The organism is Nostoc sp. UIC 10630, from assembly GCF_010747425.1.
Lineage (GTDB): Bacteria > Cyanobacteriota > Cyanobacteriia > Cyanobacteriales > Nostocaceae > Nostoc.
Window position 1 is genome coordinate 1 of sequence record NZ_JAAGOG010000173.1, and the last position, 16,770, is coordinate 16,770.

A 16,770-nucleotide genomic window follows, 5' to 3' on the forward strand; every position below is an offset into this window, starting at 1 on the left:
AATGCTGCTCCCCCGGCGTCCCCTGCTCCCCTGCTCCCCTGCTCCCTACTCCCTTCCTTCCCTGCGTACCCTAGAAAGAAACACAACAAAGCTGATGCTATGCATCCGGTGAGCAGCATATCAGAGACACCGGTTCTCGCCCAAATAATAGTTTCGGGATTGAGTGCCATGAGCGCTGCTGCGATAAAAGATGTTAAGTAGCGGCGAGTAGGACGTGAAACTTGCTCTAATTCATCTTGTTTAGCGAAATACCACTGTACGGTGTAAAAAGCTAAACAAATTAAGCCAAATGCTGCGATCGCAGAGGGAAGGCGTACTGCCCACTCATTTACTCCAAGAATGTAATATGCAATCGCCTGACACCAGTAAATTAAAGCAGGTTTATCGAAACGAGTTTCACCATTAAAAAATGGAGTTATCCAATCGCCTGTGACAAACATCTGGCGGGAAGCTTCGGCAAACAGTGGCTCTGTCTCATCAATCAAGCCAATATTGCCCAAATTCCACCCAAAAGCTATCCAGCCAACCACCATTAACCACAAACCCGACACAGTGACACTGAGACCTGGATTCTTTGCTATTTTGTTGAACCACTGATCAACAGTGTGCTTAACACTCAATTTCATGCTCATTAGTCAATAGTCAACAATCACTACTCAATAGTCGTTGATTATCTATCTTTTGTTCTTCCAAGGCTCAAATTCAAATTTTTTTTTATTTAATACTTAACACTTAACACTTTACACTTCTTGGGCTTGGAACAATACCAGTTGCTCGAAGCTACCCAAGAGTTTACCAAATTATCACCGCCGAGCAAGTTCCTAAGTCCTATTTCAGTAGTGCATTTATTGACAAATTAGACAATAAATGCACTACTGAAAGCAGGATAAAAATAAGCGTAGCCCAGGTTGAGCTACGCTTACTCTTGTCGGCAATGACTTGAAAGACGGATAATTCACGTCATTAGGATTATGCATCAAGTACAAAACCCCGCTCTCAAGAGCAGGGGTTATCTTAACTAGTAACTTCTCAAACATTCTCTAAGCGATCGCTCACCTATAACTTGTATATTTGACTTTTTAAATCTGGCAAACTCATAATTTTTACTTTTACATATCAGAGGATTTCAGAAATTGCAAATTCATCTTTGATCGCAGCAATTTCTGTTGAAATCTTTGACTCATCAACCATTAATTCCAGTTGTTCTTCCTGATTTGTGACATCAGCAAATTTATCTTTTGTATATTCACTTTCTCTGATTTGTCTAGCAATGCTTTCTAGGAGCCAAAGTTGCTCTTCTACAGACAAGGCACGGATTGAGCGCTCAATTTCTAGTAAATTCAGTGATATCATTTTGCTTCTGATTCCAAGCGGGGCGTATTTTTCAAAGATATTCTTATATGTCAGTCTATCTGGTTAACCTATAGCATCGCAAATTATCCATTATTTTTCCCAAGCTTATCTTTTCACAAATCAAATGAGATTGCTATAAATAACTAGAAGCCAATTTTATGACTTTTTAATTAGGTATTACTGCTGAAGCAAAATGTACGCTAAACTGACTACATGAATTACGAAACAGCTCGGAAACTCCTCATAGATCAGACAATCACAACCGAGGAAAACCCAGATGCGCTGTTAACGCGTATGAAACAGGGGAAACCGCCGGTACCCGGTCAGATCACTTCAATTTTGTTGGCATTGAAAGTGGTGTTTGAAGCCCTTAAAGATGCAAAGACCCTAGACCGAGAACTGGCTTTAGCCCTTTATCAGTTAAGCATTAAAGCACAACAGCTATTTGCCGCAGGGCGTAAAGCTGGCATAGATTGGCCACCACTACTAAAGGAAGATTTGCTACGAATTTCCTTAGCATCTGAAAGTATCTTTTCAGGTATATGGCAAACCCTAGCTCCCATCAGCCTAGGGAAACTATAGAACACTATTTCAGTAACCTTTAAGTGAAAAATCAGGGGCAGAGGAAGATGAGGGAGCGAGGAAGAATAATTAATGCCCCATACCCAATGCCCAATGCCCATTACCGAATTTGCAGTTCACCTTCTAACTTGTCTAAGTCAGTTTTGAGCAAAACCGTCATTTGCCCGGTAAAAGCTTTGCCACTCTTGGGTTGAGCAATTTCCACCCAATATACATAGCGATCGCCTACTCGTAATTCTCCCTTTAAAGCTTCCCGAATGGGAGTTTTAGCCAGACGCGCCGAGTTAATTACCTTCTGGTTGGGATACTGGTAAACTACCTGGGCGCGATCGTAGTCTTGATAAATCTCCAAGCCATAAATCACCCGCAAGGATTCTTGGAGACGAGTAAATGTCATGCCGTTAATGGCATCATACATGGAAATGCGCTCACTACGAATTGTGCCACGGTCTTTAGAAAATTCCACCCTACCAGGGGGCAATACCGACGCTTGAAAAGTGAATCGTTGAGCAGCAGTATCAGTCTTTTGCACAAACAATAACTCCCCACTTCTAGGGCGGAGTGTAGGATGTGCTTTAATCCAAGTGCCTACTTCCTCTGTACTTTGCCCTGGTAAAGCATTGGCTTGGGAATCAAAAAGCGTTCCCACGCACAGCCAAGGTACTAGAGAAAAAGGCAAAATCAAACAGTTAAGCAGAGATTTTTTGAGCATTTTTCTATTCACGACTTTCATGGAAATTTCCCCATTAGGGAGTAACCATAGTCTTCCCGTTTTTCAGCAAGATTATTTCAATGGGTTGCAGCGATCGCCCAGCGAAGCCGAATCTTCTACCTTGGCGCTAGAAAGTCTCCACCATAACGCTATAAAGGTGCTGGGAGGAACCCCGCTTACTAAAGAAAGTGTGGTTATATTCAGAAGAAGGTCAAGCTTGGAAGTATCTGTAGAAAATCTTGTCTTTTAATGTTTGAGCTATTGATTTTTGGGGAACCATACACAAAGCAATTTAGGATGCTGGTAATAGTAAATATATAAGGCTATCTACCAGAAATTGGTATTTTTGATAACCAAACATATCAAGCTATGAAAACAAAAATAGTTACACAGATATCGGCTTTTAGTTTTTGGTTTATTTGGAATGCTTTTGTAGGTAAAATAATACTCAAGTATTTACTATCTCTAAAATTTATTCCGGCGGATATTTGTTATGTATTTGTTATAATTTTACCATTTATTATATTCTTTGAGATTTTTATCAAAATACTCTTTATTTCAAATGTTTCTAGTAAACTAAAAATTGTACCCACACAGTTAGAAGCTCGCTCTCAACTAGATATTAAGACTTTCAACTACTACACGAATGCTTTATAATCTCTCGGTTTTATTAAAATTAATGACTTAGAACTGTTGTCAGAATCTTCCGTTATTTTTACTAGACTTTTTTCCCATCCAAAACATCTTTGTTTTGCAGAAGTTATGCAAGCACCTGGGCGTTCATTAGTATTTTGTGCGATTGAGAGTGCTTTAGAGCAAGAATGGTCAGTTAGTTTTAGAGATAATTCTTCTAATCAAGCTATTCTTTATGCCTTTTTACGCCGCCCAAGGAGAATAATTTTTGTTAAACAGGGAGTAGCACCTAAAGAACTATTACGATTGCATCTAAAATTTCGGCAAGAAATAATGCGTGACTTGAGTTTACAGTTATTGACAGATATTTCTATAAAAGCTTATTTTGAGCAATCGCAAATATCGAGGACACGTCAGAGAAAATCATTATGGCGCAAAAGTGTGATCATTGGATTGATAGAAATGGGGCTTTTTAGCTTAAAATCTGAGGTTCAAAAGTCTCAATGGCTGGGAGACTATACCCGTTTAGCAGCTAGAAAAGGCTAATATTAGTAAATCGAAAAGAGAGCGACCGCCAATATTTTGGTAAATTAAAATACATTTTTTGCTGAAATATATGTAAAACCGCGTCCTATTTGGGGTAATAAGACACGGTTTCATAAAAGTATTTAGTTATAATATTACAAAAATCAAAGTAAGATTTGATTTATACCAAAGTAATCCAGTTACTGAGATTTATTTCCTGGTTGATTAACTTTCTCTGTTGTCGGAGAGATTTGGCGCTCGTAACTTGTCTTTTCTTGAGTTAGGGCGATCGCACTAAAGAAAATGGCACTTCCTACAGCTAAGGCTACCATCGGACGCTTGAGCAAGACAAAATCTCTGATAATCCTAGCTAAAGGTCGGCTTTGACGACGTAACGAGGAAGCAATCATCAGTTGTCTCCAAGTAAACGGATCGCGCACATAATGACCGCTTTGGCAAACTACTAGCCGTTCTTGGCAATAGGGACAGCAAAACAAGCCCATGCGCGTTTTAACTGGTTTGGGAGTGGCATTTCTTTGGCAAATTGGGCAAGTAACATAATGATTATCAAAGGTGTGTATATTCATTTACCTCGTCCGCCTAGTCCATTTACTCGCTCTATAAGAATAGCTATATTGAATTCCGATCAATACTTAGCAGACTTCCAAGTATGGTCTGACAACAGCCATAAATCATACATACATTGTATTACTACCAAGGATGGCTCAATGGTCGCAACACGAGTATAGCTAGATTTAGGCAAGGATGACTCCTAGTTAATGTTTGCAGGTGTATCCACCAGACCACAAAAACTTTGTTGTCTCTAGAAAAAATAGTGTTGGCGCTCACTCGCACCCCACTAGGGATCTTTGACCCTCAAATAACAATTGTCTCCCATTTAACCATTCTCCCCACAAAAATTTTGCACAATGACATTTTTTGCTAAAGCTTTGTAAATCAAGCAAATAAAGTCTACTTGTCTCGTTGCTAAATAATGGCTCACAATGAGAAGTAACAGATAAAAATTTAAATTTTTTCTTACATTTACCTCGCCTCTCAATGACTCTCCTACCTCCCACTCAACTGAGGAAGGTAACGGAACAACCTGCATTTCCTACACCTTCCGCTCGTTTAGCTGACCTAATTAATCGTTTTCAACCATCCCCAGAAACAGTTGTCCTGTTTTTAGCCATGCTGATTGGCGGTGGTACGGGTATGGGTGTAGTCACCTTTCACTATTTAATCCAGTTGATTCACCAGCTGATGCTGGAAAATTTAATGGGTCAAATCGGTGTCTGGGGTGCTTGGACTTTAGCCTGCGTTCCCACTCTTGGAGGGCTAATCGTTGGCTTGATGCGCTGGCGCACTCAAGATTTTGGTCCTGGACTTTCATCTCTCATCGCCGCTTCTCAGGGAAAAGAGATTAAGCGACCACTACGACCTGTTACAAAAATGCTGGCCGCATCTGTTTCTTTGGGGAGCGGTGCTTCTTTGGGACCAGAGGGGCCAAGTGTAGAAATTGGCGCAAATTTTGGGATGTTGTTCTCTGTGATCCTCAATGTATCTCAAGAGCGACAACGTTTGCTATTGGGTGCTGGCGCGGCGGCTGGACTTGCGGCAGGATTTAATGCTCCCATTGCTGGAGTATTTTTTGCTCTAGAGGTGGTGATGGGAGCGACATCTTTCGCTACTTCTGCGGTCAGTGTGGTACTGCTAGCGGCGGTGGTAGCAGCATTAATTGCCCAAATTGGTTTGGGGGCACAACCTGCTTTTGATTTACCTGCTTACCAAGTCCGCAGTCCTTTGGAATTACCCCTTTATCTTGGCTTGGGTTTAGGGGCCAGCCTTGTTTCTCTGGCTTATACTCAATTAATTCGTTTAGCAAAAGCCTGCTTTGCTGGAAAGGTTCGAGGTTTTGCTTTTTTGGGACGAATTCCTGAGCCAATTCATCCAATTATTGGCGGTGTGATAATTGGCGCAGTTGCTTTGCATTTCCCACAAATTTTGGGTGTGGGTTATGAAACTGTAGAAGCAATGCTTCAGGATGTGGAGTTTCCACTCTCCCTGTTAATAGTGCTGTTGATGGTGAAGCTACTGATGACTGCAATTAGTGCAGGTAGTGGTTTCATTGGCGGTTTGTTTGCACCAGCCATGTTTTTAGGTGCTTCTTTTGGTTCAGCGTATGCCAAACTTTTAGCTGTGGCATTCCCGACTATTTGCGATCAAATGGCGGCTCCCCCTGCTTACGCAATGGTAGGAATGGCAGCAGTACTAGCTGCTAGTGTCAGAGCGCCGTTAACGGCTATTTTAATGCTGTTTGAATTAACCCGTGACTATCGCATTGTTTTACCGTTGATGGCAGCTGTGGGTTTGAGTGTTTGGCTAGTGGAAAGGATTAAACCAACTTTTAACTCTAACTCTAATCTACAACAAATTGGTCTTTCGGAATTGAAAGATGAACAAGCGGAAATTGTGCAGCACATTTTAGTAGAAGATGCTATGCACCCTTATCCCAAAAAGTTACTTGCAACCCTGGGAGTTTTAGATGCAGCTGTGGAAATGATCCGCGATCGCACCCGAAGTGCTTTAGTAATTGATGCAGCCGAGCAATTAGTTGGTATACTCTCTCTAGAAGATATTAACCGTGCCCTTGCTCTTTGGCAAAGTTACCCGAATTCACTAACTGAAATTCCAGATAATTTATCCAATCAAACTCTCATAGATATTTGTACTACTGAAATTCTCTATGCATGGCAAGATGAACTATTATCTGAAGCTTTAGATCGTATGAGTCTTCGAGGTTTACATCAATTACCAGTGGTAGCACGAGACAAACCCGATCGCATTTTGGGTTTACTAGAAAAAGAGCAAATTGCCTTAACCTGCAATTTAGCAGTTACGCGCAAGGCACTTCGCCACTATTTACCAACCTTACCCACTACAGATATAGTCATTAGTCATTAGTCATTGGTCATTAGTCATTAGTCATTAGTCATTAGTCATTGGTCATTAGTCATTGATTTTTACAAAGGACAAATGACGATTAACTAATGACTTTTTATAGTCATTGGTTTTCACAAAGGACAAAGGACAAATGACTAATGACCATTTATTAAGCTGTAGCTTCTATGGCTTCATCACCTTCCCGATCTTCTGGATCTACCTGTCTCAGACGAATGTGCTTTTTGCCTAAAGTGATGATAAACTCATCTCCTGGTTTCAGATTCATCTGTTTTGTATAAGCTGAACCTATAAGTAAGTTACCATTCGATTGCACACTAATTCTATAGCTAGCACTACGTCCACCACGCCCATTAGCACTTGGTGTACTGTCCAACTGAATCCCTTCAGCATCAATTAGGGCATTTAAGAACTTCATCATATTGACGCGCTCTATACCGTTTTTAGTAACGGTATAGTAGCCGCACTTCTTGGCTTTGTCTTCTTTGCTCTCGTTCTCTAGCTCTTTAACTTTTTTGAGCAGTTCTTCACCGAGTAGGGGTTCAATTTTTTTCTGTTTAGGCATCAACTTAGATCAAAAATGGATGTTTGAAGTGTTGGAATCGATTTTATTTTAGCTGAGGTTGAGCTAATAGGAACATAATCCTTTAGTTTTTATCTCAACCTAGCCAAGTATATTACACTCAGATGCACAATTGTTATGCCATTAACAATATTGTCAAGACAATCTATTTTAGAGAATGCTGGCAATGCTGATCGCTATATATATAGTTTGTAAATCACTGCTAAACTATACTTGTTTAAGTTTTCTAAACTAACGCTCAAAAGGTTGTTTATTTGCTGAGGATGATAATTGAGTTACAGAATGATAAGTAAAACTGATCCTTAGTTATTGGTCGTTGGTTATTGGTTATTTACAAAGGACAAATGACAAAGGATAAACAACAAAGCTTGCCAAAATGAAACTAACTACCAGAGGACACTATAGTGTAAAGGCGTTGCTAGATTTGAGTTTACAGCCAAAATATGGGCCTGTATCTGTAAGAGCGATCGCTAAACGTCAAGATATCCCTGCTCCTTATCTCGAAAAACTACTAATAGAAATGCGTCGTGCATCAATAGTTAAATCAATTCGTGGCAGCATCGGCGGATACCAATTGGCAAGAGAGCCTGCACAAATATCTATAGGACAAATTTTAGAAGCAGTTGGTGAGACTAGCCATTTACCTCATCACACCCCAGCACCTACACAAGCTGAAGATTGGGTAACATTTAGCCTTTGGCAAAGACTCAACCAAAAGCTCAAAGAAGCTTTGTACAGTATTACTCTGGCAGACCTTTATTACGATGCTCGTAGTTGGCAAGCTTCCCTTGGGGAAGAAGCTAGTTTTGTGGTTTAGCCAAGAGTGGAGCCGGAGACGCTCCGCCTCCGGTCAATAGCTTAAATATTGGCTAGGAATTTTAGATTTTTTGGTTGATAAGCTAATCGGTAATTCGTCCCGCAACGCTTTCGTGAGGGGAACAAATCGAAAATCCTTAATTTCAAATCCGACGCTTCTATGGATGCTCATTCCTCTCTACAAGATGCTGCGCGTAGCTTCCTTCCCCGCAGGAGTACGCTACCGCTAACGCTGCGCCATCAGAGCCAAGTACTTGGATTTTGTACGGCTACGTTAACGTGGTCGGGGTCAATCCAAAATCCGGCGTTGCGCTGGAAGCGAACCAAAGGTGCGACCCAAAATCCAAAATCCAAAATCCAAAATTGATTGACCCTTGACTCGTGACTTATGACTGATAGCATCTATATCTTAATAATTGCTGCATTTTTAGATTACTTAATTGGCGATCCTTGGGATTGGCCTCATCCAGTACAAATTATGGGGTGGGTAATTTCTCGCCTAAGCAAATTTTTTCTCCAATTGTGTAAAAATCCTCTTACACAACGCCTAGCTGGAATTGTACTAGGGATTATTTTAATAATTGGTAGCGGTCTTGTTGGTTTTTTGATTATTCAAAGTGCCAGATGGGTTCATCCGTGGTTGGGAATTGCAATTGATTCCATTCTTTTAGCTAGTTGTTTTGCTGGTAGAAGTTTGCGAGCAGCAGCAGTAGCTGTTTTACAACCTTTAACAGCAGGAGATTTGGAGAAAGCTCGGAAGATTTTAAGTAATTACGTTGGTCGAGATACCCAAAACCTCTCACAAACAGAAATTTTGCGAGCCGTTTTAGAAACGGTTGCAGAAAATGCTACCGATGGAGTCATGGCTCCGCTTTTTTATGCAATTGTTGGTGTCTTTGTGCCAATTGTGGGGCCAACTCCCTTGGCTTTAGCATACAAAGCCAGCAGTACCCTTGATTCAATGGTGGGATACCGAGAAGCACCCTATACTTATTTGGGATGGTTTTGTGCGCGGTTAGAAGATTATTTAACTTGGCTACCTTGTCGGTTAATAGTCGTGACTCTGGCGTTGTTATCGGGTAAACCAATGCAGGTTTGGCGAATTTGTCGTCGGGATGCAATTAACGATCCTAGTCCCAATTCTGGCTGGAGTGAGTGTGTCTATGCTGCTTTTTTGGGTGTGCAGATGGGAGGTACAAATTGGTATCGTGGGGTGGCTAAGTACAAACCACTGCTAGGAGATGCTATTTATCCCATTACTGCAACTTCTATTCAAAATGCTTTGCAGCTAACTCGATATTGTTTTTTGCTATGGTTAGGCATAGCGATCGCAATATTCTTAATACTCCCAAACAAGTAAATTTAGGAGTTAAGAATAAAAACTTCTAACTTTTAACTCATCACTCCTAACTTATTATTGCCTATGTCTGCTAAAGTCGTTGAAATTCTCTCATCCGAAGAAATCCGTCGTACCTTAACTCGCCTGGCCTCTCAAATTGTGGAAAGGACGCGTGATTTGTCTCAGTTGGTGCTTCTTGGTATTTATACCAGGGGTGCGTTATTAGCCGAATTGTTGGCACGTCAGATTGAGACGCTAGAAGGTGTAGCCGTGTCAGTTGGCGCTTTGGATATTACATTTTATCGAGATGACCTCGACAAAATTGGATTGCGGACTCCAACGAAAAGCGAAATTCCTTTTGACCTGACGGGGAAAACGGTTGTACTCGTGGATGATGTGATTTTTAAAGGACGGACAATTCGCGCTGCTTTGAATGCAGTCAACGATTACGGTAGACCAGAGGTGATTCGTTTAGCTGTGTTAGTAGACAGGGGCCATCGAGAATTACCAATCCATCCAGATTTTATTGGAAAGAAATTGCCTACTGCTAAAGAAGAAGTTGTAAAAGTTTACTTACAAAATTACGATGGACGAGATGCAGTAGAGTTGATTAGTCATTAGTCATTAGTCATTGAGTCATTGTAAAACTCTTCCCCATTCCCCATTCCTCACCGCAAAATGGGACTGCCATGATGATGAACTAAATACCACTTTCCACCAAGAAAGTGAAATATATTTGTAGCTGTTGATTGTGCTTCAAGTCTTCTCCCAGCTACTACTTGGAATACATTTTCTCTCAGCACAACATAAGCAATATTATCAACTATTTCTGTAGCGATTATATCTGTGTTTATTTCGATATAAGCGGTGTTTTTAAATATCTGCTCCCAAGATATACGAATCTCCTTCCAACCTCGTAGTATATTACTTCCAGGATGAATACAAAAACTACCAGTTCCTTGTGACCATACGGCACTCATTATCTCAATATCTTTTCTTTCAAAAGCTCGATAAAAAGCTGCATTAGCCGCTAAGACTTCATCCTTTGTCATGGGGAATTTAATAGTTAGGAGTTAGAAGTTAGGATTTACTAAATTATAACTCTCAAGTTTGACAAATAAATTAGTAATGCCCAATGCCCTATGCTCAATTTCAAATTCCTAAATCTTTTGAACTGTGCTAATAATTTGCAGTAATTGACTAGCTGTATAAGGCTTAGATAAAAAGGCTTTAATACCCATATCATAAGCTGTATTAACTTTATCAGTCGAAGTTAGTCCGCTGACAGCAATAATTTTGACATCTGGGTTAATTTTTCGCAGGGTGCGGATAGTAGTTATCCCATCCATAGACGGCATTACCATATCAGTCAAGACAAGAGATATTTCATCTCGATGTTCTGCATATAAGGCTATTGCTTCAATGCCATCACTAGCTGTCATTGCTTTATAATTATGGCTTTCTAAGGATGTTTTTGTCACGTCTCGAATGGCAGCTTCGTCATCTACAACTAAAATTAATTCTCCTTGTCCTGAAGGTAGTCTTTGGTCTTCTTCTTCTATAGTTTCCGCCGCGTCTTGTGCTGGCAAATATACCTTAAATTGGCTACCTTTTCTCTGTTCGCTACATACGTTGATAAAACCACCGTGGCTTTTAATAATGCCAAGGACTGTAGAAAGACCAAGACCAGTACCTTTATTGAGTCTTTTGGTAGTAAAAAATGGATCAAATATGCGATCTAATATTTCTGATTTAATCCCAATTCCTGTATCAGTAACAGTAATAACGATATGATGACCAACTTGAGCTTCGATATGCATCTTGGCGTAATTTTCATCAATTAAGAGATTTTCCGCCGAAATTTTCAAAGTTCCACCATTTGGCATAGCGTCACGAGCATTAACACATAAATTCATCAATACCTGATGCAGTTGGGTGGCATCACCAGATACAGTCCAGAGATTTTGCGAAATTTGAGTGGAAACTTCAATGGATTTGGGAAATGTTTCTCTAATAATTTGCTGAATTTCTATTATTAAATGCTTTAATTGCAATATTGTGCGATCGCCTTCAAGCCCGCGAGTAAAAGATAATACTTGCTTGACTAAATTTGCCCCGCGTTTAGTGTTTGTAATCAATATTGGCAACAGTCGCCGAGAACGCTCATCATGGACTTGTGCCTCTAACAGTTGGGCTGTCATCAAAATAGGCGCAAGAATATTATTTAAGTCGTGGGCGATACCACTGGCTAAAGTACCAATGCTTTCCAATCGCTGGGCGCGGAGAAATTGCGCTTCAAGTTGTTTTTTTTGTGTGATATCAGTGTTAACAACGAGAAAGGATTGTGCTTTATTGCCGAATTCATGCACTAGTGTCCAACGGCTTTCGACAATAATTTCTTTACCTGATTTTGTTTTTTGCTGTAATTCGCCCTCCCAAGAGCCATTTTTCATCAAAACACTGAGTGCTTCTTGAACTTTAGACGGATGTTTTTCATGCCAGAGAGATCGTGTCTTCTTATTAATTACTTCTTCTTTTTTCCAACCGTACAGACTCTCAGCAGCTTTGTTCCAAAATAAAATTTTATCGTCTAAATCACGCACAAAAATTGCATCGGTAGCAACATCTAGTAAAGCGGCTTGTTCGCGGATTTTCTGTTCTGTCTGTTTGCGCTCGATGGCGTAGCGGATAGAACGCTCTAACAAAGGTGCAGTCAACTGGCTTTTTTCAAGATAATCTGCGGCTCCGGCTTTCATCGCTTCGATATCTATTTCCCAGTCGCCCTGACCAGTTAGTAAAATTATGGGAGAAGAACAGCCGTTGGCAATTGCTTCGCGTAAAAGTTCCAGTCCATTGTGTGGCCCCAAACGGTAGTCTACAAGATAAACGTCATGTTGGTGGCGAGCGATCGCATTTCTTGCTGCTTCATAATTATTCACCCACTCCAACTCGCAGTCTGCTACGTGAAATTCACTGAACCAGTAACGAGTCAAAATATAGTCATCTTCGTCATCATCAATGAACAAAACTTTGATAGGGCTGTTGTCCATGTTTTTCTCCCACTGCTTGTAGTGGTAGTTTCACGATTTCAAACCAGTATTTGACTAGAGTGTCCATGACCTCGACTAATGAGGCAAAAGGCGCTGGCTTAATGATGAAGGAGTTCGCACCTAAATCGTAAGCATTATATATATCTTCTTCTCTTCGTGATGTTGTCAGTATTACAACTGGAATTTGCCGCAGTTGGGGGTCAGATTTTATCTCTTTGAGTGCCTCAAGACCGTTAATTCTCGGTATATTCAAATCTAATAAAATCAAACCAGGATGCGGTAAACTGCTCCTGTTTGCATATCGACCACGATGGTACAAATAATCCATCAACTCTTCACCATTATTCACGATGTATAGTTCAATTGGCACTTGACTCTCTACCAATGCCTCACGAACCAAGATGCCATCGTCTTCATCGTCATCAGCCATTAAGATGGTGAAATTTCTTTTTCGACCCTCCACATCGTCTCCTTTGCAGTAATTTATTATGAATCAAGTTATTAACCTGGCATAGATGGTAACTCTTCCGTTGACAAAAATCATTACTTATGCAATTTATTTGTTTAGGATCTGAAAGTTTTATTTCTTTGTTAATAGAAGGCGATGTCTAACAACAAATAGCTGTGGTGGTAGCCAATAGCCTGAAATAATCGAATCTTATTAAGAATTAACATTATGGTTGATTTGTACAATCAATCAGTCCTAGAAATTACGAGTGGCAATTGTACAATTAAGCTAATTTTGGGATTTATTATTAATCCCTCTCTAGGAATAAAAATCAAGAATGGGAATTAATTGACAATATGATTGTAAATTTTGCTCCTTGCCCAGGTTTGCTTTGGGCTGTGAGATGTCCATGATGACGCTCAATTATTTTCCGGCAGATCGCTAAACCTATACCAGTGCCTTCGTATTCAATGCTACTATGCAAACGTTGAAAAACATTAAAAATCCGATCAAGATATTTTTCTTCAAAACCAATACCATTATCTTCTACGATGATTTGGCAAAATTCAGAATTACTAGATATGTTATCTGCTTGATTGTTTAATATCTTACTATAGATTTTGATAACTGGTGGTATTTGTGGGCGATGGAATTTGAGGGCGTTACCAATTAGATTTTGCAACAATTGACGCATCTGTATAGGATCAGCTTGAATGGTGGGTAACTGTCCTATTTCTACACTTCCTCCAGTTTGCTGCACATAAATTTCTAAATCAGATAATACCTCATGGGCAATCTTTGTCAGATTTACTGATACAAAAGGTTGCGCTCTGGTAGTAACTCGTGAAAGTGTTAACAAGTCTTCAATTAATATCTGCATTCTTGATGCAGCATTCTGCATTCGTTCTAGATAGTCACGTCCTTGTTCGCTTAAGGTGTCACCACAGGTGCTTTTGAGCCGATCGCCAAAAGTTTTAATTTTACGCAGTGGCTCTTGCAAATCGTGGGAGGCGACAAATGCAAATTGTTTTAGTTCTTCATTAGAACGCGTGAGTTCTTCTCTGTGCCGAGTTTCTTGTTCTAGGATGAGGCTCTGAGTTGAGGCAATGCCTATTTGATCTGCTAGCTGTCGTAAAAGTTCAATTTCCCAGCTAGTCCACTGGCGGGGATGAGCGCACTGATGGGCAATTAGCAGTCCCCACAGCTGATTTTTGAGGAAAATCGGGACTACAAGGTTGGCTTTAACGACAAATCGTTCCAGTAATTCGACGTGGCAAGGTTGGATATCAGCTTCTTTGATATCGTTAATGACATTAATTCGTCCTTGGCGGTACTGCTCAATATAATCATCGCGAAAGCAAGGGTCGATGATTTGCTGCCCCAGTACAACAGGTAAACCAGGAACTATTGCCTCTTGAACCGCTATGAAAGAGCCATTTGGCTGTAGGCGCAAGATTAATACTCGGTCGGCAAGCAGTAGCTTTTGCACTTCTTTGACACTGGTTTGCAGAATTTCATCGATTTGTAAAGACTGACGAATTTTCAGGGTGATATTAGCGAATAGTTGCGATCGCAAATTTTGGAGTTCTAATGCTGCTTGGGCACGATCGCGATCGCGCAGTACGGCTTGCCGTTCGCTTATATCCATCATCGCGCCCATCATCCGCACTGGTTTACCTGTTTGGTCATGAACGACATAACCGCGATCGAACATATAGGCATAAGAACCATCGCTGCGACGAAAACGGTATTCATTTGACCAGAATTTTTCACCGCTATCTATCAGTGTCCGCGCTTGGGAGGCGATTCTCTGCCTGTCGTCTGGATGTATATGTTCATACCACCAATTAGCGGTAAATGTTATTTGCTCTTTCGAGTAACCCAAAAGTTTTTCTAAAGCTTGATTCCACCACACCTCATCAGTCAGCAAATCCCAGTCCCATAAAAGATCGTTGGTAGCATGGGCGACTATTTGGAAACGTTCTTCGCTCTGACGCAGTTGTTCTTCTGCCAGTTTCCGTTCAGTGATATCTGTATGGCAACTTGTCATCCGCACAACATTACCATCTTCATCCCACACTGCCTGACCGCGATCCAAAACCCATTTATAGGTGTCATCTTTGCACCGGATTCGATGTTCGCTGATAAAAAACGGGGTAATCTTAGCAAAGTGATCGGCGATCGCTTGTCTGACAAATCCAATATCATCTGGATGTACTCGTGTTGCCCATTCGTCTAAATGATTGGAAATTTCATGTTCTGCGTAACCCAACATTTCTTTCCAGCGAGTTGAGAAATATACTTGATTATTTTTAACGTTCCAGTCCCAAATGCCATCATTATTGCCCTGCACGGCTAACTGGCAGCGTTCTTCGCTTTCTTTGAGTGCCTCTTCCACGCGTTGGCGCTCAATGGCTGTAGCGATAACATTGGCAACAGCTTGGAGAAAAGAAATGTCATCTTTGGTAAAAATGTGGTGTCTGGTTGTGTGTGCCCCAAAGACACCAAAAGGTCGCTCTTTGCCATGAATCACTACGCTAATGCCGCTCACTACTTGATGCTCATGTAGCAGTGGTGGCCCATTGAATCGTGTTTCGGCACGGAGATCATCAACAATCACTGGTTCGTTGGAAAGTAGGGTGTAGCCAGCTTGAGAATTTATCCCCGCACTAACAGTCGCCTTTCCCACAAGTCCAGGTTGCCAACCGACTCCGGCGCGTAACAGCAATCTACAAGCGTCTGGCAGTAGTTCCAAAATTTTGCAATACTCAACTTTGAGACATTGGGCAACAATTGTTACAGATGAGTTCATCAGTGTAGTCAAATCTGTACCAGCTAGAGCCATTTGACTTAGTTCTGCCACTATTGCTTGCTGGTTAGCATGAACTTCTAGCGCCTCCTCCGCTTGCTTGCGCTTGGTGATATCTATGTATACCCCAGATATTTGCACAGCTATACCAGACGTATCTACAACGACAACTCCTTTGTTTGCTAAAAAACGAATTTTCCCATCGGGTAAAATAACTCGAAATTCAATTTCATATTTGGCTCTATCCTCAATAGCTTGCTGATGCGATCGCCTGACGAAATCGCGATCGTGGGGATGAATGCAGTGGAGAAAAGCTTGATATGTGTAGTTGAAAGTGCCTTTCTCTAAGCCAAAAATTGCTTCTAGATTATCTGAGCAAGTAATTTTGTTCGTCAACAGATCCCAGTTGCAGATGCCCATACGAGCAGCATCTAATGCTATCCTGAGTTCGACTTCCCGCAATTGTGCCTGTATAGCTTGCTGTCGTAATTCCTGCATGACATGATTAGCTTCCAAAAGACGGCGCAATCTTAGATGTAATATTGGCCATTGAATCGGCTTAGTAATAAAGTCAGTTGCACCCAGAGCAAAAGCTTTATCTACGGTTGCCTGATCGGAAAAAGTAGAAATCATTAACACTGGTGTGTTTTTGCCGTTGGAAAGTGCTTGCAGTTGAGCGCAGCAACTAAACCCATCCATCACCGGCATCATAATATCCAACAGTACTATATCTGGTTGGAGGCGAGTATATATAGCGATCGCCTCTAGCCCGTTACTTGCTTCTTCCACCTGATACCCTGCATCTGTCAATTGCTTACACAGATGCATTCGCATAAAATTGTCGTCGTCTACAACCAGAATCAGGTTAGTCATTTGAGTTTATCCTGGGAGCGATCGCCCTTCATTTCACTTTTTCGCATTACTGGGAGGATGTCAACTAATCATAGCGAGGGGGCAGG

16 protein-coding genes are annotated in these 16,770 nt (G+C 41.0%); 7 read left to right on the top strand and 9 right to left on the bottom strand.

All coding sequences use genetic code 11. From position 1 onward, the window contains the following. Positions 1-632: glycosyltransferase family 39 protein (locus tag G1O98_RS29145; protein WP_163935510.1), on the bottom strand; the 632-nt coding region annotated here is incomplete at its 3' end. A 484-nt stretch (positions 633-1,116) separates the two neighbouring features. Continuing rightward, positions 1,117-1,353, bottom strand: coding sequence for a hypothetical protein (locus G1O98_RS29150; RefSeq protein WP_163935513.1), 237 nt, complete (start codon positions 1,351-1,353; stop codon positions 1,117-1,119). Between the two features lie 213 nt (positions 1,354-1,566). Between G1O98_RS29150 and G1O98_RS29155 the strand changes: the two genes are divergently transcribed. Then, positions 1,567-1,935 carry a hypothetical protein gene (locus G1O98_RS29155; RefSeq protein ID WP_012409416.1) on the top strand — a complete coding sequence of 123 codons (369 nt, stop codon included), beginning with the start codon at positions 1,567-1,569 and terminating at the stop codon, positions 1,933-1,935. Between the two features lie 100 nt (positions 1,936-2,035). Here G1O98_RS29155 and G1O98_RS29160 read toward each other — a convergent pair whose 3' ends face one another. Continuing rightward, a complete protein-coding gene (locus G1O98_RS29160; RefSeq protein ID WP_163935515.1) occupies positions 2,036-2,647 on the bottom strand; it encodes a hypothetical protein in 612 nt (203 codons plus the stop codon). Between the two features lie 19 nt (positions 2,648-2,666). Between G1O98_RS29160 and G1O98_RS29165 the strand changes: the two genes are divergently transcribed. Together G1O98_RS29165 and G1O98_RS29170 are read left to right on the top strand one after the other, a co-directional pair. Beyond that, the gene (locus G1O98_RS29165) at positions 2,667-2,897 is read left to right on the top strand and encodes a hypothetical protein (protein WP_163935518.1); all 231 of its coding nucleotides are present in this window, start codon (positions 2,667-2,669) and stop codon (positions 2,895-2,897) included. Positions 2,898-3,409: 512 nt separating this feature from the next. Then, positions 3,410-3,826 (top strand): hypothetical protein, encoded by a 417-nt coding sequence (locus tag G1O98_RS29170; RefSeq protein WP_163935521.1) that lies wholly within the window; start codon positions 3,410-3,412, stop codon positions 3,824-3,826. Positions 3,827-4,005: 179 nt separating this feature from the next. On the opposite strand, the gene G1O98_RS29175 is transcribed toward G1O98_RS29170, so the two are convergent. Then, entirely contained in the window at positions 4,006-4,392 is a 387-nt protein-coding gene (locus G1O98_RS29175) for a hypothetical protein (RefSeq protein WP_114082473.1), read from the bottom strand. Between the two features lie 472 nt (positions 4,393-4,864). On the opposite strand from G1O98_RS29175, the gene G1O98_RS29180 reads away from it, so the two are divergent. Then, on the top strand, positions 4,865-6,769 hold the full coding sequence (locus G1O98_RS29180) for a chloride channel protein (protein ID WP_163935524.1): 1,905 nt from the start codon (positions 4,865-4,867) through the stop codon (positions 6,767-6,769). 148 nt (positions 6,770-6,917) lie between these two features. Here G1O98_RS29180 and G1O98_RS29185 read toward each other — a convergent pair whose 3' ends face one another. Further along, positions 6,918-7,331: an AbrB family transcriptional regulator gene (locus G1O98_RS29185; protein ID WP_012409420.1), complete on the bottom strand. Its 414-nt coding sequence runs from the start codon at positions 7,329-7,331 to the stop codon at positions 6,918-6,920. Between the two features lie 394 nt (positions 7,332-7,725). Here G1O98_RS29185 and G1O98_RS29190 point away from each other — a divergent pair, with 394 nt between their 5' ends. The 3 genes from G1O98_RS29190 to pyrR all read left to right on the top strand — a co-directional run bounded on the left by G1O98_RS29190 (position 7,726) and on the right by pyrR (position 10,125). Beyond that, positions 7,726-8,166, top strand: a complete 441-nt coding sequence (locus tag G1O98_RS29190) for an Rrf2 family transcriptional regulator (RefSeq protein ID WP_012409421.1) — start codon at positions 7,726-7,728, stop codon at positions 8,164-8,166. 387 nt (positions 8,167-8,553) lie between these two features. After that, positions 8,554-9,525, top strand: coding sequence for an adenosylcobinamide-phosphate synthase CbiB (gene cbiB, locus G1O98_RS29195; protein WP_163935526.1), 972 nt, complete (start codon positions 8,554-8,556; stop codon positions 9,523-9,525). Positions 9,526-9,588: 63 nt separating this feature from the next. Further along, complete coding sequence (gene pyrR / locus G1O98_RS29200) at positions 9,589-10,125, top strand: bifunctional pyr operon transcriptional regulator/uracil phosphoribosyltransferase PyrR (protein WP_114082469.1); 537 nt, start codon at positions 9,589-9,591, stop codon at positions 10,123-10,125. 47 nt (positions 10,126-10,172) lie between these two features. On the opposite strand, the gene G1O98_RS29205 is transcribed toward pyrR, so the two are convergent. The 4 genes from G1O98_RS29205 to G1O98_RS29220 form a co-directional block, all read right to left on the bottom strand. Beyond that, positions 10,173-10,556 (bottom strand): nuclear transport factor 2 family protein, encoded by a 384-nt coding sequence (locus G1O98_RS29205; RefSeq protein WP_163935529.1) that lies wholly within the window; start codon positions 10,554-10,556, stop codon positions 10,173-10,175. 108 nt (positions 10,557-10,664) lie between these two features. Beyond that, on the bottom strand, positions 10,665-12,554 hold the full coding sequence (locus G1O98_RS29210; protein WP_163935531.1) for a response regulator: 1,890 nt from the start codon (positions 12,552-12,554) through the stop codon (positions 10,665-10,667). Further along, complete coding sequence (locus G1O98_RS29215) at positions 12,520-13,017, bottom strand: response regulator (RefSeq protein ID WP_163935534.1); 498 nt, start codon at positions 13,015-13,017, stop codon at positions 12,520-12,522. Before G1O98_RS29215 ends, G1O98_RS29210 begins: the two co-directional genes overlap by 35 nt. A gap of 316 nt (positions 13,018-13,333) precedes the next feature. Then, positions 13,334-16,684, bottom strand: coding sequence for a PAS domain-containing protein (locus tag G1O98_RS29220; protein WP_163935537.1), 3,351 nt, complete (start codon positions 16,682-16,684; stop codon positions 13,334-13,336). Positions 16,685-16,770: the final 86 nt, after the last annotated feature.

Coding starts and splice junctions, on each gene's coding strand:
- G1O98_RS29170 (WP_163935521.1), top strand. CDS start 3,410: ATGCAAGCACCTGGGCGTTCATTAGTATTTTGTGCGATTGAGAGTGCT.
- cbiB (WP_163935526.1), top strand. CDS start 8,554: ATGACTGATAGCATCTATATCTTAATAATTGCTGCATTTTTAGATTAC.
- G1O98_RS29220 (WP_163935537.1), bottom strand. CDS start 16,684: ATGACTAACCTGATTCTGGTTGTAGACGACGACAATTTTATGCGAATG.
- G1O98_RS29180 (WP_163935524.1), top strand. CDS start 4,865: ATGACTCTCCTACCTCCCACTCAACTGAGGAAGGTAACGGAACAACCT.
- G1O98_RS29160 (WP_163935515.1), bottom strand. CDS start 2,647: ATGCTCAAAAAATCTCTGCTTAACTGTTTGATTTTGCCTTTTTCTCTA.
- G1O98_RS29150 (WP_163935513.1), bottom strand. CDS start 1,353: ATGATATCACTGAATTTACTAGAAATTGAGCGCTCAATCCGTGCCTTG.
- G1O98_RS29175 (WP_114082473.1), bottom strand. CDS start 4,392: ATGAATATACACACCTTTGATAATCATTATGTTACTTGCCCAATTTGC.
- G1O98_RS29185 (WP_012409420.1), bottom strand. CDS start 7,331: ATGCCTAAACAGAAAAAAATTGAACCCCTACTCGGTGAAGAACTGCTC.
- G1O98_RS29165 (WP_163935518.1), top strand. CDS start 2,667: ATGGAAATTTCCCCATTAGGGAGTAACCATAGTCTTCCCGTTTTTCAG.
- G1O98_RS29205 (WP_163935529.1), bottom strand. CDS start 10,556: ATGACAAAGGATGAAGTCTTAGCGGCTAATGCAGCTTTTTATCGAGCT.
- pyrR (WP_114082469.1), top strand. CDS start 9,589: ATGTCTGCTAAAGTCGTTGAAATTCTCTCATCCGAAGAAATCCGTCGT.
- G1O98_RS29155 (WP_012409416.1), top strand. CDS start 1,567: ATGAATTACGAAACAGCTCGGAAACTCCTCATAGATCAGACAATCACA.
- G1O98_RS29210 (WP_163935531.1), bottom strand. CDS start 12,554: ATGGACAACAGCCCTATCAAAGTTTTGTTCATTGATGATGACGAAGAT.
- G1O98_RS29190 (WP_012409421.1), top strand. CDS start 7,726: ATGAAACTAACTACCAGAGGACACTATAGTGTAAAGGCGTTGCTAGAT.